This is a genomic window from Acinetobacter sp. 22301, assembly GCF_052045285.1.
Taxonomy (GTDB): domain Bacteria; phylum Pseudomonadota; class Gammaproteobacteria; order Pseudomonadales; family Moraxellaceae; genus Acinetobacter; species Acinetobacter pittii.
In genome coordinates this window covers 571,063-596,999 of record NZ_JBQEOR010000001.1, presented here as the reverse complement: position 1 = coordinate 596,999, position 25,937 = coordinate 571,063, and the positions used below count along the sequence as shown (strand labels likewise).

General features: G+C 36.4%; 26 protein-coding genes. 21 read left to right on the top strand and 5 right to left on the bottom strand.

Annotated features, from left to right (window positions below; all coding sequences use genetic code 11):
• Nucleotides 1-205 precede the first annotated feature (205 nt).
• The 7 genes from ACTJJH_RS02740 to ACTJJH_RS02710 all read left to right on the top strand — a co-directional run bounded on the left by ACTJJH_RS02740 (nt 206) and on the right by ACTJJH_RS02710 (nt 5,892).
• Complete coding sequence (locus ACTJJH_RS02740) at nt 206-556, top strand: winged helix-turn-helix domain-containing protein (protein ID WP_000664122.1); 351 nt, start codon at nt 206-208, stop codon at nt 554-556.
• A 471-nt stretch (nt 557-1,027) separates the two neighbouring features.
• Entirely contained in the window at nt 1,028-1,813 is a 786-nt protein-coding gene (gene modA / locus ACTJJH_RS02735) for a molybdate ABC transporter substrate-binding protein (protein WP_440600697.1), read from the top strand.
• On the top strand, nt 1,810-2,502 hold the full coding sequence (gene modB, locus ACTJJH_RS02730) for a molybdate ABC transporter permease subunit (RefSeq protein ID WP_440600696.1): 693 nt from the start codon (nt 1,810-1,812) through the stop codon (nt 2,500-2,502). The genes modA and modB overlap by 4 nt, the downstream gene beginning before the upstream one ends.
• 4 nt (nt 2,503-2,506) lie before the next feature.
• Complete coding sequence (locus ACTJJH_RS02725) at nt 2,507-3,127, top strand: ATP-binding cassette domain-containing protein (RefSeq protein WP_440600695.1); 621 nt, start codon at nt 2,507-2,509, stop codon at nt 3,125-3,127.
• Between the two features lie 357 nt (nt 3,128-3,484).
• Complete coding sequence (locus tag ACTJJH_RS02720) at nt 3,485-4,255, top strand: SDR family oxidoreductase (RefSeq protein WP_440600694.1); 771 nt, start codon at nt 3,485-3,487, stop codon at nt 4,253-4,255.
• A gap of 67 nt (nt 4,256-4,322) precedes the next feature.
• Nucleotides 4,323-4,985 (top strand): isochorismatase family protein, encoded by a 663-nt coding sequence (locus ACTJJH_RS02715; protein ID WP_440600693.1) that lies wholly within the window; start codon nt 4,323-4,325, stop codon nt 4,983-4,985.
• Between the two features lie 505 nt (nt 4,986-5,490).
• On the top strand, nt 5,491-5,892 hold the full coding sequence (locus tag ACTJJH_RS02710; protein WP_206257201.1) for a transcriptional repressor: 402 nt from the start codon (nt 5,491-5,493) through the stop codon (nt 5,890-5,892).
• Between the two features lie 66 nt (nt 5,893-5,958).
• Here the strand turns inward: ACTJJH_RS02710 and ACTJJH_RS02705 are convergent, their stop codons facing one another.
• A complete protein-coding gene (locus tag ACTJJH_RS02705) occupies nt 5,959-7,749 on the bottom strand; it encodes a bifunctional metallophosphatase/5'-nucleotidase (protein WP_440600692.1) in 1,791 nt (596 codons plus the stop codon).
• A gap of 248 nt (nt 7,750-7,997) precedes the next feature.
• Here ACTJJH_RS02705 and pqqA point away from each other — a divergent pair, with 248 nt between their 5' ends.
• The 8 genes from pqqA (at nt 7,998) to ACTJJH_RS02665 (ending at nt 13,573) form a co-directional block, all read left to right on the top strand.
• The gene (pqqA, locus tag ACTJJH_RS02700; protein ID WP_001982218.1) at nt 7,998-8,072 is read left to right on the top strand and encodes a pyrroloquinoline quinone precursor peptide PqqA; all 75 of its coding nucleotides are present in this window, start codon (nt 7,998-8,000) and stop codon (nt 8,070-8,072) included.
• Nucleotides 8,073-8,146: 74 nt separating this feature from the next.
• Nucleotides 8,147-9,058 (top strand): pyrroloquinoline quinone biosynthesis protein PqqB, encoded by a 912-nt coding sequence (pqqB, locus tag ACTJJH_RS02695; RefSeq protein ID WP_075382961.1) that lies wholly within the window; start codon nt 8,147-8,149, stop codon nt 9,056-9,058.
• Nucleotides 9,059-9,066: 8 nt separating this feature from the next.
• Entirely contained in the window at nt 9,067-9,825 is a 759-nt protein-coding gene (gene pqqC / locus ACTJJH_RS02690; protein ID WP_002113690.1) for a pyrroloquinoline-quinone synthase PqqC, read from the top strand.
• Nucleotides 9,822-10,106, top strand: a complete 285-nt coding sequence (gene pqqD / locus ACTJJH_RS02685; RefSeq protein WP_440600691.1) for a pyrroloquinoline quinone biosynthesis peptide chaperone PqqD — start codon at nt 9,822-9,824, stop codon at nt 10,104-10,106. The genes pqqC and pqqD overlap by 4 nt, the downstream gene beginning before the upstream one ends.
• Nucleotides 10,103-11,257 carry a pyrroloquinoline quinone biosynthesis protein PqqE gene (pqqE, locus tag ACTJJH_RS02680; protein WP_440600690.1) on the top strand — a complete coding sequence of 385 codons (1,155 nt, stop codon included), beginning with the start codon at nt 10,103-10,105 and terminating at the stop codon, nt 11,255-11,257. Before pqqD ends, pqqE begins: the two co-directional genes overlap by 4 nt.
• An 18-nt stretch (nt 11,258-11,275) precedes the next feature.
• A complete protein-coding gene (locus tag ACTJJH_RS02675) occupies nt 11,276-12,328 on the top strand; it encodes a dipeptidase (RefSeq protein WP_440600689.1) in 1,053 nt (350 codons plus the stop codon).
• 579 nt (nt 12,329-12,907) lie between these two features.
• Complete coding sequence (locus ACTJJH_RS02670) at nt 12,908-13,084, top strand: hypothetical protein (protein WP_002113575.1); 177 nt, start codon at nt 12,908-12,910, stop codon at nt 13,082-13,084.
• Between the two features lie 252 nt (nt 13,085-13,336).
• The gene (locus tag ACTJJH_RS02665; protein WP_002113743.1) at nt 13,337-13,573 is read left to right on the top strand and encodes a hypothetical protein; all 237 of its coding nucleotides are present in this window, start codon (nt 13,337-13,339) and stop codon (nt 13,571-13,573) included.
• Between the two features lie 80 nt (nt 13,574-13,653).
• Here the strand turns inward: ACTJJH_RS02665 and ACTJJH_RS02660 are convergent, their stop codons facing one another.
• Both ACTJJH_RS02660 and ACTJJH_RS02655 read right to left on the bottom strand, forming a co-directional pair.
• Nucleotides 13,654-16,761, bottom strand: a complete 3,108-nt coding sequence (locus ACTJJH_RS02660; RefSeq protein ID WP_440600688.1) for an AdeB/AdeJ family multidrug efflux RND transporter permease subunit — start codon at nt 16,759-16,761, stop codon at nt 13,654-13,656.
• Complete coding sequence (locus ACTJJH_RS02655; protein WP_440600687.1) at nt 16,758-17,924, bottom strand: efflux RND transporter periplasmic adaptor subunit; 1,167 nt, start codon at nt 17,922-17,924, stop codon at nt 16,758-16,760. The genes ACTJJH_RS02660 and ACTJJH_RS02655 overlap by 4 nt, the downstream gene beginning before the upstream one ends.
• A 143-nt stretch (nt 17,925-18,067) precedes the next feature.
• Here ACTJJH_RS02655 and adeR point away from each other — a divergent pair, with 143 nt between their 5' ends.
• From adeR to ACTJJH_RS02640, 3 genes are all read left to right on the top strand, one after another.
• Complete coding sequence (gene adeR, locus ACTJJH_RS02650) at nt 18,068-18,799, top strand: efflux system response regulator transcription factor AdeR (protein WP_002113657.1); 732 nt, start codon at nt 18,068-18,070, stop codon at nt 18,797-18,799.
• Nucleotides 18,789-19,853: a two-component sensor histidine kinase AdeS gene (gene adeS / locus ACTJJH_RS02645; protein WP_440600686.1), complete on the top strand. Its 1,065-nt coding sequence runs from the start codon at nt 18,789-18,791 to the stop codon at nt 19,851-19,853. The genes adeR and adeS overlap by 11 nt, the downstream gene beginning before the upstream one ends.
• A 119-nt stretch (nt 19,854-19,972) precedes the next feature.
• On the top strand, nt 19,973-20,560 hold the full coding sequence (locus ACTJJH_RS02640; RefSeq protein WP_017386949.1) for a DNA glycosylase: 588 nt from the start codon (nt 19,973-19,975) through the stop codon (nt 20,558-20,560).
• Nucleotides 20,561-20,577: 17 nt separating this feature from the next.
• Here the strand turns inward: ACTJJH_RS02640 and ACTJJH_RS02635 are convergent, their stop codons facing one another.
• Nucleotides 20,578-22,167: a phospholipase D family protein gene (locus ACTJJH_RS02635; RefSeq protein ID WP_086395242.1), complete on the bottom strand. Its 1,590-nt coding sequence runs from the start codon at nt 22,165-22,167 to the stop codon at nt 20,578-20,580.
• A gap of 189 nt (nt 22,168-22,356) precedes the next feature.
• Between ACTJJH_RS02635 and ACTJJH_RS02630 the strand changes: the two genes are divergently transcribed.
• The 3 genes from ACTJJH_RS02630 to ACTJJH_RS02620 all read left to right on the top strand — a co-directional run bounded on the left by ACTJJH_RS02630 (nt 22,357) and on the right by ACTJJH_RS02620 (nt 24,572).
• The gene (locus tag ACTJJH_RS02630; protein WP_440600685.1) at nt 22,357-22,791 is read left to right on the top strand and encodes a GFA family protein; all 435 of its coding nucleotides are present in this window, start codon (nt 22,357-22,359) and stop codon (nt 22,789-22,791) included.
• 187 nt (nt 22,792-22,978) lie between these two features.
• Nucleotides 22,979-23,434 carry a hypothetical protein gene (locus tag ACTJJH_RS02625; RefSeq protein WP_416678255.1) on the top strand — a complete coding sequence of 152 codons (456 nt, stop codon included), beginning with the start codon at nt 22,979-22,981 and terminating at the stop codon, nt 23,432-23,434.
• A gap of 832 nt (nt 23,435-24,266) precedes the next feature.
• A complete protein-coding gene (locus ACTJJH_RS02620; RefSeq protein ID WP_002113703.1) occupies nt 24,267-24,572 on the top strand; it encodes a hypothetical protein in 306 nt (101 codons plus the stop codon).
• A gap of 65 nt (nt 24,573-24,637) precedes the next feature.
• On the opposite strand, the gene ACTJJH_RS02615 is transcribed toward ACTJJH_RS02620, so the two are convergent.
• Nucleotides 24,638-25,795, bottom strand: a complete 1,158-nt coding sequence (locus tag ACTJJH_RS02615) for a catalase family protein (protein WP_440600684.1) — start codon at nt 25,793-25,795, stop codon at nt 24,638-24,640.
• Between the last annotated feature and the right edge of the window lie 142 nt (nt 25,796-25,937).

The window sequence follows — 25,937 nt, the reverse complement described above, 5'->3', positions numbered from 1 at the left end:
TCAATCAGCTTTTAACTGATTGAACCGCGATTAAGCCTTTGCCTCTATCCGTTTTTTCCAGATCTTTATCCACTTTGTGCAGTTTTGATTTTTTGATCGAACTCCTTTTAGGAAAGAGTAGAGATTTAAATTTGTATGTGTTTTAACCTATCAAAGTTCCTTATAATGTTAAGGAGCATAAAATGAAATTTTGTGAACTAAGTCTATGAAAGAACAAAACTTAAAATTACAAATTAGAATTCTTTTAGAGCAAAACATCGCATTTGGTCCGGGTAAAGCAGATTTACTTGAAGCAATTGAAAGAACTGGTTCGATCTCACAAGCTGCAAAATCTATGAATATGAGCTACCGCCGTGCATGGCAATTGGTCGACACCATGAATCAGTGCTTTGAAACAGCTTTAGTTGAAACTCAAACAGGCGGAACACATGGTGGTGGGGCAGCTGTTACAGCTTTGGGGCAGAAAGTCTTACAGCATTACCGCCAAATGGAAATCAATGCTCGACAAGCCTTAGAACATGATTATCAAATTATGAGTAGCTATTTAAAAGGTTAAGATAAAAGATTGTTTAGGCATGAAATCTTTTTAATTTGGTATAGCTTTTGCTTAATTCAAATTACGTGCTGAAAAAGCACTGCTGCAATTTTAGTTACACAGACAATGGCGTCTATTCTGCACTATCGTAAAAGATGGTTTGGGATAGGCGTTTTTTATTGCGTATCTAAAAAAGTAGCTGGCATAAACGACTGATCTTTATGGTTATCTCTATGTGTTTTTTGGCATAGGGATAACCATAAAACCAATTAAATTATTCACTAAAATTTAAAAGAAAATAAGTTTTATATAGTGTTCTTAAGTGGTTAGTTCTCACTACCGAGTGCACCAAAATGAAGTTCTAAATACAAATTGCGCTATTTACCTTCATTCCGATCATCTATATTTGACGAATTATACTTTTCATAATCTTTATGTAGCGCTATATTCTTGGGTATATATCGCTGCAAAAACGACAAAAAGGTAAAAATAATGGTAAGTGATACGAAGATAAAAAAATTGGCTTTAGCTTGTTCAATGCTCAGCATAGGATTGGTCTTTAATGTTCCAGCCAAGGCTGAATCAGTTACTGTTTATGCAGCAGCAAGTTTAACCAATGCAATTAATGATTTAGAAAAAATTTATGAAAAACAAAATAAAGTAGAAATTAAAACTTCGTATGCAGGATCATCGACTTTAGCGAAACAAATTGAAGCAGGTGCGCCAGCAGATATTTTTATTTCAGCAGATACCCAGTGGATGGATTATCTGCAAAATAAAAAATTAGTTGCAACAAATGACCGTATAAATCTATTAGGCAACCGTCTGGTTCTAATTACCCCTAAAGGGCAGTCATTCAACATAAAATTAGATAAAACCAATGATCCAAACAAAGTGTTTACAGGCAAGATTTGTACAGGAGATACCAAAAGTGTGCCTGTAGGCAAATATGCTAAACAAGCTTTTACTAACTTAGGTTGGTGGAATCGTATTGAGCCAAAGTTAGTTGAAACAGAAGATGTTCGGGCGGCATTAAATTTTGTTGCACGTGGTGAATGTCAGGCTGGGATTGTCTATGCAACTGATGCAGCGATTAGCAAAGACGTAAAAGTAGCTGGCGTATTTCCGGAAAATACGCATTCGCCAATTATTTATCCTGTAGGGATAGTTAAAAAGAATTCAAACTCAGCAAAGTTCTATCAATTTTTACAAAGCAATCAAGCCAAAGCTGTTTTTAAAAAATATGGCTTTAGCGTGTTGGCTCCAGTAAAACCATGATGTTTTCTTTAACCCCAGAAGAGCTCAGCGTACTACAACTTTCTTGTAAGGTTGCAGCAAGTTGTCTTGTCGTCAGTATTATTCCCGCAATTTGTGTGGGATGGTTTTTGGCACGTAAAGAGTTCTGGGGTAAATCATTCATTGAAACATTGGTGTTCTTACCTTTGGTGTTACCGCCAGTTGTTCCTGGTTATTTGTTATTACAGGTATTTGGGAGCCGCGGCCTTATTGGACAATATTTGGCACCGCTTGGAATTGATTTTGCATTTAACTGGAAAGGCGCTGTTCTTGCTTCGGCAGTGATGGGTTTTCCGCTATTGGTACAATCTATTCGTCTAGCAATTGAATTGGTCGATCAGCGTTTAGAAATGGCAGCAAAGACATTAGGAGCTTCATCTTTAGGGGCATTTTTTCATGTCACTTTACCTCTTGCCAGCAGTGGCATTTTAGTTGGTGCTATTTTATGTTTTTGCCGTAGTTTAGGTGAGTTTGGTGCGACCATTACCTTTGTGGGTAATATTTCAAATGAAACGCGTACTTTGCCTTTAGCTATGTATAGCTTAATGCAACAACCAGATACAGAGGCCGCTATTCAACGGCTTATTGTTTTATCGTTAAGTGTGGCTTTTTTAGCGCTATGGTTTGCACAGTGGTTTCATCGTTATCAAAAGAAGCGTTTAGGGCGGTAAAACTATGTTGATTGATTGCCGTTTTCAGCTACAGATGGGTCAATTTCGTATTGAACCTAGTTTCCAGTCAGATGCTGCTGTTATTGGTTTATTCGGTGCATCTGGTTCAGGTAAAACGTCCATTTTACATGCCATTGCTGGCCTGAACACTCCGCGTAGTGGGCTCATTAAAATACAAGATCAAACGTGGTTTGATTCAGATCAAAAAATTAACTTGAGTACCCAAAAGCGGCATATTGGATTGGTTTTTCAAGATGCTCAGCTTTTTCCGCATAAAACAGTCAAGCAAAATTTATTGTTTAGTTTTAAGCATCTTTCCCAACAAGAACGTCACTTCGAAGCAGAATATATTATTGAATTATTAAAGTTAGGGCACTTATTACAACGTATGCCCATCAAACTCTCAGGTGGGGAAAAGCAGCGCGTGGCACTAGGTCGAGCATTGTTATATTCACCTAAACTGTTACTGCTTGATGAGCCTTTATCAGCATTAGATGCGAATCATAAAGCTGAAATTATTCCTTTTTTTCAGAAAGTAAAAGAGGAAATTAAAATTCCGATGATTTATGTAAGTCATGATATTCAAGAGATTAAACAACTGACCGAAACTATGTGGATTTTATAATTTTTAATTTTTTATACGCATTTCCAAACTTACGAGAGTCAGAGTTATAGAGAATTCATTCTGAGCCTGCGGGAGATTGAACCCTAAAGTTATAGGGTTTGATAAACCATAAATCTGATTTTAGCCGAATAAATCAAAACCTGCCTTATGGAAAATGATTATTAATAATAAAATATTTTTGACCTTCTTATTTAATAAAAAGCATATAAAACAACAAATTAATTTAAAATTTTAAGCTAAAGCTCATTTGCCTTAGATCATAAATTAACCTTTTATCTTAATTTGCTCTTGATAAGAATGATAATTATTTGCAATTATATTTATAGATTTCTTTATAATATAAATTGGAGTATCCGCATGCGCTCTACCATCGTGGTCACAGGTGCTGCAAGAGGGATAGGAGCGGCTATTGCCAAGCAACTACTAGATCAGGGCTATTATGTTATTGGTATTGACCGACAAGAAAATCCTAAACAATGGGATATCAGCAAAATAATAACGCCAGATCAATCTTCACAATGGCAAGGCATCTCACAAGACATTACCCATCAGCAAGAAACGCAAACTTTAATTTCAGAGCTTTTGGAAAAATACGAAATCACGGGATTAGTAAATGCAGCAGGAGTATTAATTATGCGCTCCATGCTTGAAGCAAAAACGGAAGATTGGGAAACACTTTTTGCGGTCAATGTCATGGCACCTATCGCGATCAGCCAACAAGTTGCTAAACATTTTTGTGCAAAAAGGCGGGGTAGCATTGTCACTATTAGTTCAAATAGTGCACGCATGCCGCGTATGCAACTTGGTATGTACGCCACTACTAAGGCTGCACTGAGTCATTTTTGTCGCAATCTGGCACTTGAAATCGCACCTTATCAAGTCAGGCTAAATATTGTTTCACCTGGATCTACTCTCACTCAAATGCAGCAACAACTCTGGACTGATAATGCACCTCCACCTGCAGTAATTGATGGTGATTTGAGTCAGTACCGAACAGGTATTCCCTTAAGAAAACTCGCGCAACCAGATGATATTGCCAATACCGTGAGCTTTTTACTTTCGGACCGAGCGGCCCAAATTACGATGCAAGAAATAGTGGTAGATGGGGGAGCTACACTTGGGGTCTAAAGACTACTTCAGCACAACAACCATCTGAAATTAAAAATATTTTGAAAGATAAAAAAGGAAAATACTAATGAGTATTCCAAAGATTGCAAGTTATAGTATGCCCCAAGCCCATGAATTTACTCCCAATAAAACAAATTGGTTATTGCATACCAATCGAGCTGTTTTATTGGTTCATGATATGCAGCAATATTTTTTAGATTTCTATGATTTAACTCAAGAACCTATTCCAGAATTAATTAAAAACACCAAAGCATTAATTGACGCCGCTCATCAGTCTAATATTCCCGTTGTTTATACCGCACAACCGGGTAATCAATCACCTGAACATCGACAGTTATTAACTGATTTTTGGGGACCTGGTTTAAAAAACGAGCCGAGTTTTACGCAAATTTTGCCAAATATTTCCCCTCAAAAAAATGATACGGTTCTTACCAAGTGGAGATATAGTGTTTTTAAATTCTCACCTCTTGAACAACTCATGCGGGACTCTGGTCGCGATCAACTCATTATCTGTGGGGTATATGCACATATTGGTTGTTTAATGAGTGCTGCGGAAGCATTTATGCTAAACATACAGCCATTTTTATGTGGTGATGCGCTGGCTGACTTTAGCAGAGAAGAGCATGATATGGCATTAAAATATGCTAGTACACGATGCGCTCAAGTCATGACAACACAACAAGTGATTCATGCATGGATGCAAGAACAAGATGTACCATCCTTAGCATAATAGTCATTTAACTTATTCTATTTAAAATATAAAAAAGCAGATCATCGATCTGCTTTTTATATGGGTGGAAATGAATACTTATAATAGAGAATTGATGCAACTCATCATCATTTAATCAGTAATATATAATGGTTATCATTATGTATTTGATAATTACTTAATATTGAATATTAAAACTTATATGTATATGATACACCGCTAAACACAAATGATAATATTTATCATGTGTTAATCATTATATAGAATAAGGTCGAAAAATGACTTAATGAAGAGGGTCGCAATATGGTTCAGCTCAAGAATTCTTTTATTCGCCAAGGGCGTACATGTAGATAGTGAATTAGGAATAATATTAAATTATTCAGAATCTTATAAACAGATCAAAGCTTGTTTATAGGGTAATAAGCTCTGATTTATACATCAAATCATTTCCATAATTTTCAAGTAAGTATAGACAAAATAATTTTAAAAAATTTCTATATTTTTTCAACATTAAGGTTAATTAATCATGACAGCAACTTCAAAATCATTATTAAATGGACTACCCATAAAAAAATCGAGAATACAGGTTTTTGAAATTTTAAATCAAAATCCACAAGGCTTAAGCGCTGTAAGTATTTATACGCAAATTAAAAATGAACATAAAATAACGCTAGGAACGATTTATCGAATCTTGTCGGAATTTGAAAACCGTAAACTCATCAAAAGGGTGTTTTTAGGAAAAAGCAAAAGTATTTATAAGCTTAGAAAAGACAAGATGAGTTGTAACCTCATTTCGCTCAAAACCTCTGAAGCCTTTAACTTTGAACATGACAAAGTTAAAGAATTACTTCATGAGGTTACTGATATTATTTTTGCAAATACCGGAGTCGATATCAGTAGTGTTGAGCTCAATCTATATACCGAATAAAAATCTTTTAAACTGCCATAAAAATAAAGGACAGCATCATACTGTCCTTTATTGTCATTAAATCAGTTACTTGATAACTTTAATTCGAGTCGTAGCTGGAATAGTTAAAGGTGAATCTTTAGAGTTTTCAGCAACATAGTTTTCAAGCGCATCAATATCTTGACCACCACCGACACGGTTTTGGCCTTCTTTTAATACCGTAAAGTTGTCACCACCATCTGCCAAGAAGCTATTTACCGTCACGCGATACACTTTAGTGTCAACCAACGGCGAACCTGCAATCATAATATTACTTGCTCGTGGTGAAACAGATGTATTTGCCGCATATTGGTAACTCAACTCCTTAGACGGTTGTAAAATTCTAGGCGAATTTGCATTTGCACCAGACCATTGCTGTTCAAGCACATCTCTAATCTGTTTACCGGTTAAGCTCAACGTCACAATAGAGTTACCGAATGGTTGAACCGCAAAAACATCGCCAAAGGTAATCTGGTTATTACTATTAATAAATAGATCAGCACGCACACCACCTGGGTTCATTAGCGTAAAGTCTGAGCCTTGATTACTTGCTTTTAAGGCAGCCGCTTGCTGAGCATCTGCAATCATAATACCTAGCGGACTTTCACCACTTTCGACTTGAGTACGGCTCACAACTGCAGTAGATGTACCAACCACACGACTTGAAATGGTGGTCACAGCTTGGCGGTATTTATCTAAAATTGCTTCAATGCTTGGGGTTTTACTAAATTTTTGATAGAGATCTGTAAGACTTACTGTGGTTGTACCAGACGTATATGCTTCACTTTGTACAGGAACCTGTTTCGCATCTTTTTTAATTACATCACCAGTTTTACCATCTAATTCAATCTTGATGTCAGTAATAAGCGTGCCATATTGTCCAGCTGAAGTAAGTAAGAATGGTTTAGCCGGATTTTTTGTTGCATAGTCACAAATATAAGATTGATGTGTGTGACCTGAAACAACAATATCAACTGCTGGATTAAGCTTATCCAAAATTCCTAAAATCGGACCACTTAAACCATCACATGTTTTTTGATTGAGCTTCGTACTTGGCGCTGCACCTTCATGGACAACGACTACAATAGCTTCAATTCCTTGTTTTTTTAATTCAGGAATCAGGGCATTTACTGTATCTGCTTCATCACGGAATTCAACATCTTTAATACCTGCCGCAGAAACAATACTTGGCGTCGCTTTAAGAGTTAAACCAATAAATGCGACTGGAATTCCGCCATAAGTTTTGACTTTATAGGCTGGGAAGATCGTTTTACTGGTGTCATTTTTCATTGCGACGTTAGCAGCAAGGAAATCAAATTTTGCACCGCTAAAATTTTTATTAATTTGACAAGGTGCAGTGCTGGTATATTGCTGACATCCACCATTTTTTAAACGGCGTAATTCGTCTGTACCCCGATCAAATTCATGGTTACCTACAGCATTAAAGTCAATCTGAATATCATTCATGACTTCAATGGTTGGTTCATCTAAAAATAAAGAAGAGGTGAGAGGAGAAGCGCTAATTAAATCGCCTGCCGAAACCACAGCATTATTTGGATTTTCTGCTTTAAGTTTTTTAATTGCATCGGCAAAGTAACTCACTCCTCCCACAGGAATACGAACAGATTGAGCAGCATCATTTGGATTTGGTGCCTCGACATAACGCTTAGGTGGCTCAAGATTTCCATGAAAATCATTAAAAGCTAAAATATTTACGGTTTGATTGCTTCTTTGGGCAGGTGGTGCTGCGTCATTATCATCATCGTCATTACATCCCGCCAATAATGCTACAGCCAGAGAAAGTGTTGTTACTTTAAAAAGTATTGTTAAATTTTTCATTTTTTTATCATTTGATCAATTAAGACGGATAAAAAATACGCTTTTAGTATGAATGTTTGATGAAAGACCCAATAAGTAAATATGTTCGAAATATTAAAATTTGGACAAAAAACACAATTATCGAACAATATCTTAGCTAGGGGTGGTCTACAAACCCAATTTTTTTATTTAGAATAAATTTTTAATTGCCTTATAAATCTTAATCAAGTGATTAATTTCATAAGATTAATATGAACCGGAGATAATTTATGCAATGGACTAAACCAGCTTTTACTGATTTACGCATTGGTTTTGAAGTGACAATGTACTTTGAAGCACGTTAATCAGTTTCATCAAATATGTCATAAGCCCTAGTCTTGTTCTAGGGCTTATCTCTTTCTAATAAGATATTAATTTTATGTATATTTATGTTTTAGGTTCAGCTGCCGGAGGCGGGTTTCCGCAGTGGAATTGTAATTGCCCGAATTGTCATGGTGTGCGCGCAGGTACAATCCAAGCCAAAGCCCGTACTCAATCATCGATTGCTGTTTCTGAAAATGGAACAGACTGGGTTTTATTAAACGCGTCACCTGATATCCGTCAGCAACTCTTCGAATTTAAAGCAGCGCAACCAGCGCGTAAATTACGTGATACAGGAATAACAAGCGTTATTTTAATGGACAGTCAGTTAGACCATACCACTGGGCTTTTAACCTTACGTGAAGGTTGCCCAATGAATGTATGGTGTACAGCAATGGTCCATCAAGATTTAACGAGCGGCTTTCCAGTTTTTAATATGCTCAAACACTGGAATGGCGGTCTTCAATATCATGAGATTAACCCTAAACAAGCTTTTAAAATTAATGGTTTCGAAAATTTAGAATTTTTGCCTTTAATTATTAAAAGTGCTGCACCACCATATTCACCGCATCGAAATGACCCACATGACGGCGACAATATCGCTTTAATTATCAAAGATCATAAGACACAAAAGCAGTTGTTCTATGCACCGGGTCTTGGAAAAATTGATGATCAAATCATGCAGATTATGCAGAGTTCAGACTGCGTCATGATTGATGGTACGCTTTGGACAGACGATGAAATGCAGCAAATTGGGGTTGGAACTAAAACTGGCCGAGAAATGGGGCATTTATATATTAGTGGCGAAGGTGGTTCACTGTCTTATTTAAACCAGCTGAGTACACCTAAAAAAGTGCTGATTCATATTAACAATACCAATCCAATTTTAAATGAAAACTCTAGCCAGTTTGCTGAGCTTAAAGCAAATGGTGTTGAAGTTGCCTATGATGGCATGCAGATTGAACTCTAAGGTGAAACATGACTCAAACACCTGAAGCTTTAACGACTGAACAATTTAAACAAGCCATTATCGATAAAGGCCAGTATTATCATATTTATCACCCATTTCACGTGATGATGTATGAAGGTAAAGCGACCCAGCAACAAATTCAGGCTTGGGTTGCAAACCGCTACTACTATCAGATCAATATTCCGCTCAAAGATGCCGCAATCATGGCAAATTGTCCTGATCAACGTGTGCGTCAAGAATGGATTCAACGTATGATCGATCAAGATGGTGAATATCCAGATGGCGGTGGTCGAGAAGCATGGTTACGCTTAGCCGAAGCTGTGGGCTTGAGTCGTGAACAAGTTATTTCCGAAGAATTAGTTTTGCCGGGTGTACGTTTCGCAGTAGATGCATATGTGAACTTTGCACGTCGTGCTTCATGGCGTGAAGCAGCAAGTAGTTCTTTAACAGAACTTTTTGCTCCTCAAATTCATCAATCACGTCTTGATTCATGGCCACAACATTACCCATGGATTGATGATAAAGGCTATGAGTATTTTCGTTCTCGTTTAAGTCAGGCACGCCGTGATGTTGAACATGGTTTAACAATTACGCTTGATTCATTTACAACTTTTGAGCAACAAGAACGAATGCTGGAAATATTACAGTTTAAGCTGGATATTTTATGGAGCATTTTAGATGCTTTAACTTTGGCATATGTTCACAATGAAGCACCATATCACAGCGTGACAAGCAAACGAGTTTGGCACAAAGGACTATTTAAATGAATAAAGAGCAGTTTGATTTAAACCTTGTGCCAACATGGCGACAAGGTTACCGTTTTCAGTTCGAGCCAGCTCAAAATGGTTTTGTGATTTTATATCCTGAAGGCATGATCAAATTAAATGAAAGTGCAGGGGCAATTGGACAATATATTGATGGGCAGCAAAATGTTTCTGGAATTATTGCTCAGTTAAAGCAAAAATTTGGTGATATTGCTGAGATTGATCAAGATGTAGTGGATTACATGCTGGTCGCAAAGCAGCAACACTGGATTGATTTAGTATGACTGAAGGTGTTGGCCTGCCTTTATGGTTATTAGCGGAACTCACTTATCGTTGTCCGCTACAATGCCCATATTGCTCAAACCCATTAGACTACGCTCAGCATAAAAATGAGCTGACCACTCAAGAGTGGTTTGACGTTTTTGATCAAGCACGTCAGATGGGTGCTGTTCAACTCGGTTTCTCTGGTGGTGAACCACTGGTACGTCAAGATTTAGAACAACTCGTTGCACATGCTCATCAGCAAGGGTTTTATACCAACCTCATTACCTCTGGTATGGGCCTTACTGAACAACGTATTGCCGATCTAAAACAAGCGGGTTTAGACCACATTCAAGTGAGCTTCCAAGCTAGCGATCCTGTGGTAAACGATGCCTTGGCAGGTTCAAAGCATGCTTTTGAACAAAAGTATGAAATGTGCCGATTGGTTAAGAAATACGATTATCCAATGGTCCTTAACTTTGTTATTCATCGACATAACATTGACCAGATTGAACAAATCATTGAACTTTGCCTTGAACTCAATGCAGATACAGTCGAGTTGGCAATTTGTCAGTTTTATGGCTGGGCTTTTTTAAACCGCCAAGGTTTATTACCTACACAAGAGCAACTGACACGAGCTGAACGGATTACCAATGAATATCGAGAAAAATTAAAAGCGCAAAATCACCCTTGCAAACTCATTTTTGTAGTGCCTGATTATTATGAAGAACGACCAAAAGCCTGTATGAATGGCTGGGGTAAAATCTTCTTTACGGTTGCTCCAGATGGTATGGCGCTACCTTGCCATGCAGCACGACAACTGCCCATTTCGTTTCCAAACGTCCGCGAACATAAATTGTCAGATATTTGGTACAAATCAACTGGATTTAATCATTTCCGTGGCGATGCATGGATGCCAGAAGGGTGCCGTAGCTGTCCCGATAAAGATCGTGACTTTGGCGGATGTCGTTGTCAGGCCTATATGTTGACTGGAGATGCGGCTAATGCCGATCCTGTATGTGGGAAATCGCCGTATCATCAAATGATTGAACAAGCGCGGGCAGAAAGTCAATTGGCTGCACCTTTGCAAAATTTAGTATTCCGTAATACTAGAAACTCTAAATCCTTAAGCACCACACAAAATATTCCAGTCCACACAATTACAGAGATATAGCAATTAACAGGAATACTCATGAAGCCTCGCCATATTCCAGTTTTTGATGGACATAATGACGCATTAACACGCTTATGGCTAAGTGATCATCCAGATCCTGTACATGCTTTTGTTCATGAACGCTTAGCAGGCCATCTTGACCTAAAACGCTGTCAAAAAGCTAGTTTTATAGGAGGAATGTTTGCGATTTTTTTACCTCCGTATGGCTATGTTCAACAGCATCATCCCAATAAATTATTTGATCCGAATGCTTCTGACTTTACACAACAGCAAATTGAACAAATTTGCTTGGAACAACTCGATTTAGCTCATCAACTTGCTCAGCGCTCTGAAAATATTAAAATTTGCACATCAGTTCAAAATATTCAAGATTGCTTAGCAGAGCAAAAGCTAGCAATTGTATTGCATATGGAAGGTGCCGAAGCTTTACAACATAACCCTGATTTACTCGATGTATTTTATGAAAGAGGCCTGCGTAGTATTGGTCCACTCTGGAATAGACCGAGCCGCTTTGGACATGGTTTAAATGCTAAGTTTCCCCATTCACCCGACACCGGAGCGGGTCTTACCAGCGATGGCAAAGACTTTATAAAACGCTGTGCCGATAAAAAGATGGTGATTGATGTTTCACACATGAATGAGAAAGCTTTTTGGAATACTGTAGATATATTGCAGCAGCCAATTGTAGCAACACACTCTAATTCACATGCTTTATGCCCTCAAGCTCGCAACTTAACTGACCCACAGCTTAAAGCAATACGGGAAAGTAAAGGGATGGTGGGGGTAAATTTCGATGTCGCTTTTTTACGGTCGGATGGACAACGAAATGCAGATACATCGATTGATGTAATTTTGGAACATTTAGAATATTTAATGGATCATTTGGGCGAAGAATATGTGGGCTTTGGTTCGGACTTCGATGGTGCACTTATAGGTACTGAACTTGAAGATGTGACAGGCCTACATCGCTTAATTGAACGTATGCAACAGCGTGGTTATTCTAAAACACTGATTGAAAATATATGTCTTAATAATTGGGTGAGGGTGCTTTATAGAATTTTTGGTCAATAATGAATGACTAAACAGAGTTAATCTACAGAATCATAACTGTTTTTTTATTGGCCGAAATGACTAAAAAAAATACAAACAGTTTAATTGTCAACCATTCGGTATATTCACTACACTCAACCTTACTGAATGTAAGAACATTTGGTATTTCAGGTCTTTTGTGGTTTTCACATCACCCATTTCTTCATGAGAAGTAGAAATGGGTTTTTTCTTATCTCAATCAAATAAACGTGATGGTCATCACAATAATCGCTAATTATTGGTAAAAACCCTCAATCCCATCTTGACTAAAAGTTCAGCATTAAATACATTTGTAATGTATTTTTAAAGATAATAAGATTGCATAAAGCGATTCATAATACTGCTTAATCCTGAAATACAGTGAAAAGCCTATTCTTTTTTAGAATAGGCTTTTTGCTTTGTATCAAAATTTATTTTTCGGGATTATTTTACTCTTCAATTAACATAAAAAATAAACACCTTACAAAAGCGGCGCAAATGAAAGCCGTTAAATAACAAATTTTATGCTATTAATTTAAGCTAATTTCTCAAAAGTTACTCCGTTAATCGAAGAGGTGCAAAATGTTAAAGTCAATTATAGTATTGGGAACAGGTATCGCGATTGGGATGTGTATGTACAAGAAAAAGCAAAAAAATAGCAAAAGCTTTACCACAGATAGTGATACAGACTCATTGATTAGTAAAGACACTGCTAAAAATAAAGATGATGGTTCGCTGGATAACGCAGTACAAGTTTAGAATTAAATAAAAAGGGTTCAGTTAATGAACCCTTTAATTTTGATTAAAAGTAAATTTTTTAATAAGTAATATTTACATTGAATAGATTAACTTAAAAATAATATTTAAATTAAATAATCACTCAACTATTCATTTAATTATTACAAAAATATAATTAAAACAAAGAAAACACTTTCATTATTAAAATTTACATATTGTATCAGTGCAATCTTTATTATTGTCGATGCGGATAATAAAAAAATGGAGACTAGTATGTCAAAACGCCATATCTTAAAAGAAGTGAATGCTAAAAGTATGTGTGGTATGGAAATCGTTGTCGAACAAATTTATGAAAATATCAATGAAAAAAACTTTGTAGACATTGAAATGGAACAGAGCTGGTTACCACTTTCTAAAATTGTGATTTCGGATAAAGTCATCAATTTAGATCCAGATAATAGCTTTGCTCATCCTAGAACAGGTAAAGTCTTTAAAGTCCTTAATTCTTAATCGTTTTTCTGTCAGTAGACTTTTCATATTTCTAAGTCATTGAGGCGAAACATAGATACGTTTCGCCTCAATCCATTTAACTAAGAATTAATTTTCTTTTTTGAAAATAGTTTCTCTGCGGCTCCCAACACAAAAATAAAGAACACGGGAACAAAAAAGATGGCTAAGATGGTGGCAGATATCATGCCTCCAAATACTCCTGTACCTAATGCATGCTGAGTTTCCGAACTTGCTCCAGTTGCAATGACCAATGGGATAACACCACAGGTAAAGGCAAGGGAAGTCATCAAAATTGGGCGTAGGCGTAACTTTGCTGCTGCAACGGCTGCTTCAATTAAAGTCATGCCTTCTTCTTTGAGCATCTTTGCAAACTCAACAATTAAGATCGCATTTTTGGCAGATAAACCAATAATAGTGATAAGACCAATTTTGAAGAAAATATCGTTTGGCATTCCTCTTAACATAATGGCCATTACCGCACCAAAGATGCCTAAAGGAACAACAAGCATGACAGATAACGGAATTGACCAACTTTCATAAAGTGCAGCTAGGACTAAAAACACGACTAACATTGATAAAGCAATAAGAAATACCATTTGAGATTCAGATTGCTTTTCTTGTAGTGAAATGCCTGACCACTCATAACCAATACCTTGAGGAAGTTTAGCAATTAACTTTTCCATTTCTCGCATCGCATCACCTGAAGATACTCCTATTTTAGGCACGCCAGCGATACTTAATGATGGTCGGCCATTGTAGCGGTTATATTGCTGTGGCAACTTATTCCACTGAGGAATCACGACCTCAGATAAAGACACCAGTTGTCCGTTTGCGCCTGCAACCTTCAAACTCAAGATATCTTTTAAATGCATTCGTGATTTTGCATTGGCTTGAACAATAACTTGCTGCATTCTGCCTTGATTTGGAAAATCATTGATATACATCGATCCCATTGAGGTCGAAATAATATCCGAAACAGAAGCAAAGCTTACTCCTAGAGTGTTTAGTTTTTCGCGGTCGATTTTCAAGCTAATATTGTCACCTTGAGGTAGACCTTCTGGGTAAACCATGTAAAACTTTTTGTTTTGTGCCGCCATTTCCATGAGCTTTTCTTGGGCCGAAATTAAAGCAGGCATTCCTAAATTTGCTTTGTCTTGTAAACGCAAACTAAAGCCTGAAGATGTACCCAATTCATCAATGGCCGGAGGAAGTACAGACATAGTTGTACCTTCTTTACTGTTTGCCATTTCTGCATTTATGAAGTTGGTATAGTCAGTAGTAGATTTATCACGCTCGCCAAAATCTTTTAAGGTTGTAAAAGCGAGTGCAACGTTTTGGCCAGCGCCACTAAATCCCCAACCCATAATTGAAATATTGCTTTTAACATCCGACTGCTCATTTAAATGGCCTTCAAAATCTTTCACAATTTTTGTTGTACGTTCAGCAGTCGCATCTGAAGGTAATTGGAACGACGTTAAAAACCAGCCTTGATCTTCCTCGGGCATAAAAGCAGTTGGCCAATATTTCATACCTGCAAAAGTTAGACCTGTAATCACCACAAAAATAATTAGAGTCGGAATAGTATGTTTAACGATTTTAAGTAAAATCGCTTCATATTTTTTTGTGACTTTATCAAAGCTACGGTCAAACCATGCATAAAAACCTTTCTTTTGATGATTTGCATCAACTGGTTTTAATAAGGTTGCACAAAGTGCAGGGGTAAGCGTTAAAGCTAAAAATGCCGAGAATAAAATTGAGACTGACATCGTAATGGTAAATTGGCGGTAAATAATACCGACTGAACCACTTGCTAAAGCCATTGGTAAGAATACGGCTGCCAGTACCAAAGTAATACCAATAATCGGGCTGGTAATCTCTGTCATGGCTTTGGAAGTCGCTTCTTTAGGCGATAGACCTTCGGTTGCCATAATTCGCTCTACATTCTCAACAACTACAATCGCGTCATCGACAATAATCCCGATCGCAAGCACCATACCGAACATAGTTAACACATTAATTGAGTAACCAGTTAAAAGCATGATGGTAAAGGTGCCAAGCAGGGCAATTGGAGCGATAATCGCAGGAATTAAGGTATAGCGAACATTATGAAGAAATAGATACATCACAATAAAGACCAAAGCCATGGCTTCAATTAATGTATGAACGACCTTTTCTATCGAAATTTTAACAAAAGGAGCAGTATCGTAAGGAACGCTAAATTGCATGCCTTCAGGTAAATTTACTTTTAATTCTTCGAGTTTCTGTTTTACCGCATCTGCTGTTTTTACTGCATTTGCACCAGGGCTCAACTGAATAGCTGCAGCTGTTGCAGGTTTACCATTTTCTAAAATCGCAAAATTATATGACTGAGCTCCCATTTCTACATCGGCGACATCCGACAACTTAATATTGGCGCCGCTAATATTGCTCTTTAGACTAATATTTTTGAACTGCTCTACATTTTCAAGCTGTCCTTGAGCGGATAAAGGTATGGTAATTAATTGACCATTAACTAGAGGACGATCACCAAGTCTACCTGGTGCAATATCGATATTATTGTTACGAATCGCATTATTTACATCACTAATCGATAGACCATAAGAAACTAATTTATTTGGGTCTACCCAAATTCGCATCGCTTTTTCAGCACCAAAGGACTGAATTTTTCCGACACCGTCAACACGTTTAAGCTCTTCGACCACATTACGAACCAGATAATCGCTCAAATCGACTTCTGAATAACGATGGTTAGGTGAGTTTAAACCCACAAGCATTAAAAAGCCTGAGGAAGATGCCTCTACAGCTAAGCCTTGTTGGCGGACGACTTGGGGTAAGCGTGCTTCAACCGCTTTAATCTTGTTTTGTACGTCGACTTGTGCCATATCCACATCGGTACCGGGTTTAAACGTCGCGGTAATTTCAGCGGTTCCTGATGAATCCGTTGTAGCACTATAGTAGAGTAAGTTTTTTACTCCTGACATTTCCCGTTCAATAAGGGTAATCACACTATCATTAATCGTTTTTGGAGTAGCGCCAGGATAACTTGCTGTAATGTTCACTTCGGGTGGTGCAACACTCGGAAAGCGTGCAATGGGTAACTTTGGAATACTTAGTACACCAAATAGAATAATAAAAATTGCAATTACCCATGCAAAAACAGGACGGCGAATAAAGAATTGAGACATCATTTAGCATCTCCTTGCTTCACCGTATTTTCTGTTGAGGCCGCTTTCCATGTTGAAATTGCCAGTTTTTGGTTGGGCTGGATACGCTCTATACCTTCAACGACAACTTTTTCGCCTGCTTTCAGCCCTTTATTGATGAGATAAAACTGCTCATATTGTTGCCCTAACTCTACTGAGCGAACATCTGCGCCACCTTTGGCATTCACTACATAAACTTGAGGATCGCCATTCATATTGCGTTGAATAGCTTGTTCTGGCACGAGTAAGGCCTGAGGAACCGAAGCACGCTCAATATTAACGCGGACATACATACCCGGCAGTAATTTTCTTTCAGGATTGGTCACTTCAATACGAATGGTGACATCCCCAGTTTCAGGGTCCACATTAATATCTTCAAACAGCATTTTTGCTGTAACGTTATAGGGCTGTCCCAAACTATTCAAAATCTGTACAGCTTTTTGATTGTTGGCAGACAACTCACCACTTTGTAGAGCCGCCTGTAGGCGCTCATATTCTCCAATAGACTGCTTTACATCGACATAAACGCGGTCAATTTGTTGAATGGTCGCCATAGTATTGCTATCAGCCTGACTAACCAAAGCGCCTTCCGTTACGAATGATTTACCAATACGTCCGGAAATCGGTGCTCGCACTGTCGCATACTGTAAATTAAGATTTTGACGAGCCAATAACGCTTTCATTTGAGCAACATCTGCAATCGCTTGTCGATATTGCGCTTCGACATTACTTACTTCTTGCTTGCTAATCGCATTACTTGGTAAAAGTTGCTGGTAGCGCTCCAGTTGTATTTTTAGGCGGTTTACTTCTGCTTCAGCTTTATTTAAACCCGCTCGATTACTATTTACATCAGCCTCAAATGTTTCTGAGTTTATTTTGTATAGAGGTTGTCCAGCTTTAACTTCACTACCTTGAGCGAATAAAACTTTTTCGATAATACCGCCAACTTGAGGACGAATTTCGGCAGTTCTGAAAGCTTGAACGCGCGCCGGTAGATTTTCACTAAAGTTAATAGACTGCGGTTGAATTGAAATAATGGTAACCTTAGCCGTAGATACTTGTGTTTGATCACTTACTTGTTCATTGCCACAGCCGTTTAACACAAAAACGAAAGATAAAACGAATGGAACTAAAAAATGCTTTTGCACTTTTATAACACCTAATGGACTTCTAGATGCTGGCATTATTTTTGATGTATGTGTAACCAAAATCACGAATATGTGGAAAAAGTGTGGAGATCTATCAAAAAATACGCGTATGATAAATCAAATTTTTCCCGCGTCTTATTGTTATGTTCGAGTCAACCTTTACGTTTAATTGTCAGGATAAGCTTATTCTTGTTGTAGAAGATGAATATGATATTGGCGATATTATTGAACATTATCTTAAGCGTGAGGGTATGCGTGTTGTACGGGCCATGAATGGTAAGCAGGCAATTGAAATACACGCAGCGCAACCTATTGATCTGGTGATTCTCGATATAAAAATGCCGGAACTGAGCGGGTGGGAAGTACTGAATAAAATTCGGCAAAAAGCAGCAACACCAGTCATTATGCTTACGGCTTTAGATCAAGAAATTGATAAAGTCATGGCTTTAAGAATTGGAGCAGACGACTTTGTCGTAAAACCCTTTAACCCAAATGAAGTGGTCGCACGTGTACAAGCAGTACTAAGACGTACTCAACAAAACCAGCAAACTCCTAACCGAAATCTGATTTATAAAAATATTGAGGTGAATACCGAAATTCATACTGCTTACATCCATTCGGGCGATCAAAAACAAACACTCAATTTAACTCTAACTGAGTACAAAATTTTATTACTGATGTTACCGCATCCTCATAAAGTCTTTACCCGTTCAGAGCTCATGAATCAGTGTCTACCAGATCGAGATGCATTAGAACGTACGGTCGATAGTCATGTCAGTAAGCTACGAAAGAAAATAGAAGATCTGGGTTTACGAAATATGCTCATCAATGTTCGTGGTGTAGGCTACAGGTTGGATCATCCACATGAAAAATAAAACGGGCATTAGTAAACAACTAATTATTGCACTGAGTTTTACCAGCCTAAGTGTTACGCTGAGTTCGCTAATTTTAGGTTATGGCACCTACTATGTTGCAATTGAAGTAGGGCTTATATCTCTCGAAAAGCTGAAAGAAAGTGATGAGTTCTTCCACTATCTAGATGGTATATGGTTATTCGCCGTGCTTCTATTTGGCACAGCATTATCAATTATTTTAGGCATTAAGCTTGCTCAACGTTTTATTGTGCCTATTAATCTATTAGCCGATGCAGCTAAGAAAATTAGTCATGGGGATTTAAGCGCACGAGTTGAAAAACCAATACATCATTCTTCTGAAATTGGTGAGCTTATGGATAATTTTAATGATATGGCTCAAAAACTAGAGACCTCAGTTGAAAATGCCCATGTCTGGAATGCCGCAATTGCACATGAGTTAAGAACGCCAGTCACCATTTTGCAAGGTAGGTTGCAGGGAATTATTGATGGTGTTTTTGAAGCTGACCCTATTTTATTTAAAAACTTACTGAATCAAGTAGAAGGTCTTTCAAACCTAGTCGAAGATTTACGTACATTGAGTCTTTTTGAAAACCAACAGCTTAGACTTAACCTCGAAACGATTTGTTTTAATGAAACTGCTCACAAAGTCGTGCACATGTTTGAAGAAAAATTAGAAAAAGCTCAGCTTAAAGTCATTTTCGATATTGAGACGCCAAAAGTTGAGTGTGATCAACGGCGAATTGAACAGATTTTAATTGCTTTACTGGATAACGCTACACGTTATGCAAATCCGGGAAAGTTAATACTTTCAACCAGACAGGAACAGAATAACTGGATTCTTGAAATAGAAGATGAAGGACCTGGCATTTCAGCTGAGCATCGGAAAGATTTATTTAACCCTTTTTTCAGGTTAGAACAATCAAGAAATAAAGAGTTAGGCGGCACTGGGTTAGGTCTTTCGGTTGTACAAGCCCTTGTGATTGCCCATAAAGGTCAAGTCGATTATTTAAATCAACATTCACATAGTATTTTTAAAATAAGCATTCCTCAATAATGATCGCTTTTGTACAACCTTTAACGCTTTAATTAAGAGAAATTGCATTTCATGACTCGTGATTAACTAAAAAATAGGTTAATTTGTTTATAAAATTTTTAAGTAAATACTGATTTTTTATGATAATTGAGATAGAAACTCATCCACTTGAGCCATTTTTACCTGAAAATGCCCGTTTATTAATGTTAGGCAGTTTTCCACCGCCACGTAATAAATGGAAGATGGATTTTTACTATCCTAATTTCCAAAATGATATGTGGCGTATTTTCGGTTTAATTTTTTTCCAAGACAAAACTTACTTTTTAAGTGAAAGCCAAAAAAATTTTAATGAAGAACGTATTCGAAACTTCTTGATTGAAACTGGTATTGCAATCTTTGATACCGCTTATCAAATTAAGCGGTTGAAAGGGAATGCCGCAGATAAATTTCTTGAAATAGTAACACCAACAGATCTTGCGGTTTTACTTCAGCAGATTCCTCTATGTCAAACCATTATGACCACAGGCGATAAAGCGACTGATACTTTAATATCAGTTTTACCAGAACACACCGAAAAACCGCTTATAGGAATGTCTACCTCGACTTACTTTGCTGGACGAAATATTAATTTATATCGTCTACCATCTTCTTCTAGAGCATATCCATTAGCGCTAGAGAAGAAAGCAGAGGCTTATCAAAAATTCTTTAAAGAGATAGGCATTTTATAAGTAAACTTGAAATGCTGTTACATCATCCATTCAACTGGTAAATATGAAACAGCTTTAATCATGGTACGTTGGAAAAGGCTCGTATCTGGATCTTTTTCATATTCAACAATCTTTCCATCCGACTGATAATCTAACCAAACAATTTTGCCTTCACTATTTAACTTAAGCTGGTAAGCAACTTGAGGTAAGTGCTGATCGAGCATGACCGAAATTTGCGCTTGTAATTGACTCGACTCAATAACCAGACCGACCTCAGTATTTAGGTAAGTCGAACGTGGATCAAAGTTAAACGAACCAATAAATACTTTACCGTCTACATCAAAAAACTTGGCATGTAAGCTCGATTTATTTTTACCTTTAGCAGGGATCACACTTCCAGTCACCACTTCATACCAAGTTCTGCGTCTGCGTTCTAAAAAGGGCTTAAACTCAAATAGTTCTACACCACTTTTGAGCATCTCAACTCGATATTGACTATAAAAAGCATGCACAATTGCTACGTCATTTGCAGCAAAAGAGTTGGTTAAAACCCTAACTTTAACACCTTGTACCTTGAGTTGTTTTAAATAGTAAGTGCCTTGTTGGGTAGGAACAAAATAAGCAGAAGCTAATTCGATATGCTGCTTTGGTTCACCCATAATCTTTAGGACTTGCCCATAAAGCATTTCTTCTTTAGCGGCCAGTCCTAAGATTTTTTTAGGTGAATCAGCAACAAAATATGCTTTTGACCACTGGATTGGATAGTGCTCTAAAAGTTCTTTTAAATAGCTTTGAGCATCGTAAAGCTTATCTTCGGTTTGAGTATGATTTTCACTTTCATGAATTAAATCATGGTAGTGCTGCCTTAGTGTTTGCAAATGGTGAACAGCACATGTTCCCACCAGCTCAGTAGCATTTTGACTTAAATCACTTTGCCAAAAATCATTAAAGACAGACTGTGCATGTTGTACGGTATGTCCATAAAATAAAATATCTAGATCTGTAAACTGAAATTTACTACTTGCGTCAAAATATTCACTACTAATATTTCGACCGCCTGTTACCGCAATCACGCCATCCGCAATAATTAACTTATTATGCATGCGATGGTTTACTTTTTTGAACCGAAAAATATAGTCTAAAATTCTTAAATATCTAAACTTGTATGGATTAAATAATCGAATTTCAAAATTGGGGTGGTGGAGAAGGCTTCTAAGAACTCCATCCAGCTTTACTCCATTTTGATCATCAATGAGTAACCGAACTTTTACACCACGATCTGCCGCCGTTAGTAACTCGTGCAGCATTAAGTTTCCAACAAAATCATTGGTCCAAATATAATATTGTAAATCGATTTTTTCTTTTGCATTTCTAATCAGATACATACGAGAAGCGATACTGATAAAGGCATCATCTAATGCCACAAAAGCAGTCAGTCCTTGTTCTGTTTTTTTTGTAGCTTGCTCATCATTCAACCAATTAAAGCTATTCGTCACTATATCATTCTCATCAGGGTCGTATGTACCGTTATACGAAGGTGTATGTGTAAAGCCCCAAGCATTTAATGCCATACTACTATACTGCTGATAAATTTGATTAATCATGTAAGCTTTTAAAGTCGCATCCAAGATAAGCACATCACAGCATTTTTATATTCAATTTATATGTCAAAATTCATATTAAACGTTATAAATACATTCTGCCAAGCCTCAACGCTAGCAATTCTTTATTTTTATAGAGATATATCTATTTAAAAATATAAAGTTAAATTTAACCCTTTTATGCCTAATGCTATATTCAATATTATTTTTTTAAGGATGCCTGAGATGAGCCAAGTGGGTTCTTGTCTATGCAATGAAGTCAAATTTTCAGTTACTAAGAAAATAAATACGGTCTATCATTGCCACTGTAGTCTCTGCCGTAAACAAACTGGAACGGGGGCAAATGCAGCAACATTAGTAAATAAGGATAAATTTGAATGGTTATCAGGTTTAGAACTTGTCCGTACCTATAAAAAAGAAACTGGCTTCACATCTTCATTTTGCAGTCAATGTGGCTCACCAGTACCTAACTTGGTAGGCACTACTGATTTTATGTGGATTCCATTAGGTTTATTAGACCAAGATATTGTTGTGCTAAAAAAGCTTAATTTTTGTATCGTTTCAAAGTCAAATTGGGTAAACACAGTAGATGCAGATGAATCTTACGATGAACTTCCAACTTTAAATGAACTAAACATATTGTTTGATTAAAGAATTTTTAAAAATGAGACTTAGTCTGCATTAAATTTAATTTTTTCGGATGGTTATGCTTGCAGGTTTCGCAAAAACACACTAATTACAATTGCCAGCACAACAATTACATTAGAAAACATGATATCTATCATACTTCCTTAAAGGGCTGAGTGAGTAGCTTAATAATAAAAGGGAGAAAATAGAGATGCCACAATATTTAATCATCGCTGAGAATGTATATAAAAAGATTGAGGACAAAAATTTATTTTCAGAAAGCTCGGCAGAACACTTAAATCAATTAGTTGGTGTAATTCGTAATGAAATTAAAGGCACCAAATTTAAACTTAAATACAATTTTATAGATTTTGAGGAATGCCTAACTAAGCCTTTAGAGGAGTGTGCCATTAAGTTAGACATGAGCCTTATGCCTAACTATAAAAATAAAGATGAATATATACTCTGGCTTGCAGGTTTTATTGAAAGAATTACAACAGGAGGTGAGGCAAAGCTTCCACCAATCTCAAAATTTATTCCTCCAGACTTTAAGTTTAATTATGAGGAACCACCCAAAGTATCATCTTCTACACAAGATGATGGAGAGATGATCATTAATTATTTCAAATCTGATGCCTTTAATAAAATTATAAGCCAAGAAAAATAAGTACATAAAAAATATAGAAGTGATCGTCCACTACACTTCTATATCTCGCTGTAAATTCAGCAACCGCCTACTGGGGCGGTTTTTTAATTTTACCCACCTTATTCATAAAAAATATATTGTTATAACTTTTCACAAAAGTTTGCATAACGCACAGAATCTGTCTCATTGGCCTAAAAACAGATACAACCTTCAATGTTAATTTTAAATTTACTTAACTATCGTTTGGAGATAAGTATGTTCAAAGCTATGTTTTTCTTTGGTGCTGGGGCTGTTTTCGGTTACTGCTGTAAACACAAGGAGGATAAAGCTAAAGAGGAGAACTCATCAAAATAAGCGAACTACATTCATAAAGAACTTACTAATTAGTTGGTTTTTTATAAGGAGGTGTCTATGCTCCACAACCTTAGACAGCTTTTCTGTATTCATGTCTGGGAATATGACTTTGATATTACTCATGACGAAGTTAAAGAATGCAGAAAATGTGGGAAAATTCATAAAATCAAGAGTTTCCCAAAATTGACTTAAGATGTAAATTTTTACTTTTAGTCTTAAGTGAATATTAAAAATTAAATAGGCTCAACATTTTAAATATTGAGCCTATTTAATATAAAACTTAATTAATTATCCTTAACTGAGATTAAAGAATACCCACCAATTTAATCAGAATAAAATCCCAAATAAATCACATTTTAAATCAATAAAACAGTTATATTGCACATAACTTATCAATTAAAATTAAAAATACAGAAACAATTTAATAAAAATTAAAAACTTATTTTTATAGCTTTCAACTTATACTTATATTTTACAAATAATTAATAAGGAGATAGAAATGCCAAAATATTTACTATTAGCAGAAAAAATTAATAAAAATATTAAAAGTTCTTATTCAAACAATCATTTTAGAAATTTAAACAATCTTATTGTAGAAATAAAAAAAGCTATTGCAGGCACTGAACTAAAGTTTTTATATAACTTTGTGAACTTCGAAGGTGTTGTTATTAGTGTAAAAAATGAACTTCCTATTAAGCTAGATATGAGTTTGATTCCAAAGCATAAAAGCGAAGATGATTTTATTTTATGGTTGGCAGATTTCATTGATCGAATTACTATCGATACAAGCAAAAATCTCCCTTAAAAAGAAGCAATTGCAAACACTCATCTGTAAAAAAATTTTATACCAAACCACAATGGATAAAGTATTTAAGGTTCTTGTCTAGGAGCTGAATTCATATCATGTCGAACTCTGCTGATGTTTTCATAAATGACTTTACGCATTCGGTTTACTGCACCTAATGGTTTATGCTCAGGTAGGGCATGCCACGGTGTAAAAGACAGATTCTCACAAAACTTATTTTGTTCTGGTGTATCAAAGTTCTGCTTGGGAATATGAATAGTTGCTACTTGATAAAAAGGAGCTGCTTTTTCATCCCATTCTGTCATTGAGTCTTCTACCAACATTTGATTTGAAGTTCGTGGTTGAATAAGAAATTCCATACAAGCATCTGTACTTTGCAAAGTATTCTTTAAAGCTTCTCTTAAGAAATCATGACTAGGATTTTTAGGTAGATTATTTGGCTGCATTGAACAAGCACGTACTGAATATTTAACTGCTTGTCGATCATTACCAAGTCCTAACTGATAGGGAACCATAGACCAATAACGTGCGTATAATGGATTTGCAATTTGTGAATTACGTGCTCCAAGAGCATTCATTGTTCCCTTAAAACCTAAAGCGAATGGAATGTGAAGTTTTCTAATCATATTATGGCTATTCACGTCATTCATAAAAGAAAGGTATCGTTTAGCATCATTCGCAAAAAAGACTGGATGATTAATCATAATAAAATCTTGAGTAGTTGCTTGCTTTTCACTTTCTAAAATTTTCTGTCCAGACACACCTAAAATTTTTATTGCGATGCCACGTGCATCTTTTTTAATGTCGGCATTAGAGGCGTCATTTGAAGCATTAGAAAATCGAATCCATGCTTGATAACTTCGATCTGGAATAAACATTCCTTTAGCAAACTGGGCAGGTATATTTTTTGAGACATGAAAATCGGCACGAACACAACCATGCGCCTTAGGATGTGCATCACGTAAAGCATTTCCAGCCGTATACTGTTCCCGAATCGATTTTTCAATGACTTGAGCTATGTGATCGGCTATTAACTTTTCATTAGGTTGTAACTTTTCTCCTAACACTGGGTCGATCTCTGGATAAGAGTTACTTTCCGAAAAGGTCTTTGCGGGTGACGTTGTGTTGGAATATAAAGTTTCTGTACAACCTGATAATGCAAATACAAGTGGAGTAAATAAAAACAAACCCTTAAAATTTATAGGCTGTATAAAAGTTTCCATTTATTAACTCCTCAGTGTAAAAATATTTTAGGATAATATTAAGATTTCATGTTTAATTTTATTTTGAACTTTATGAAAAATATAAACTGTAAATAATTTAAACGTCATTGTTACTTATCTGAACAATAAAATAGGAATTATT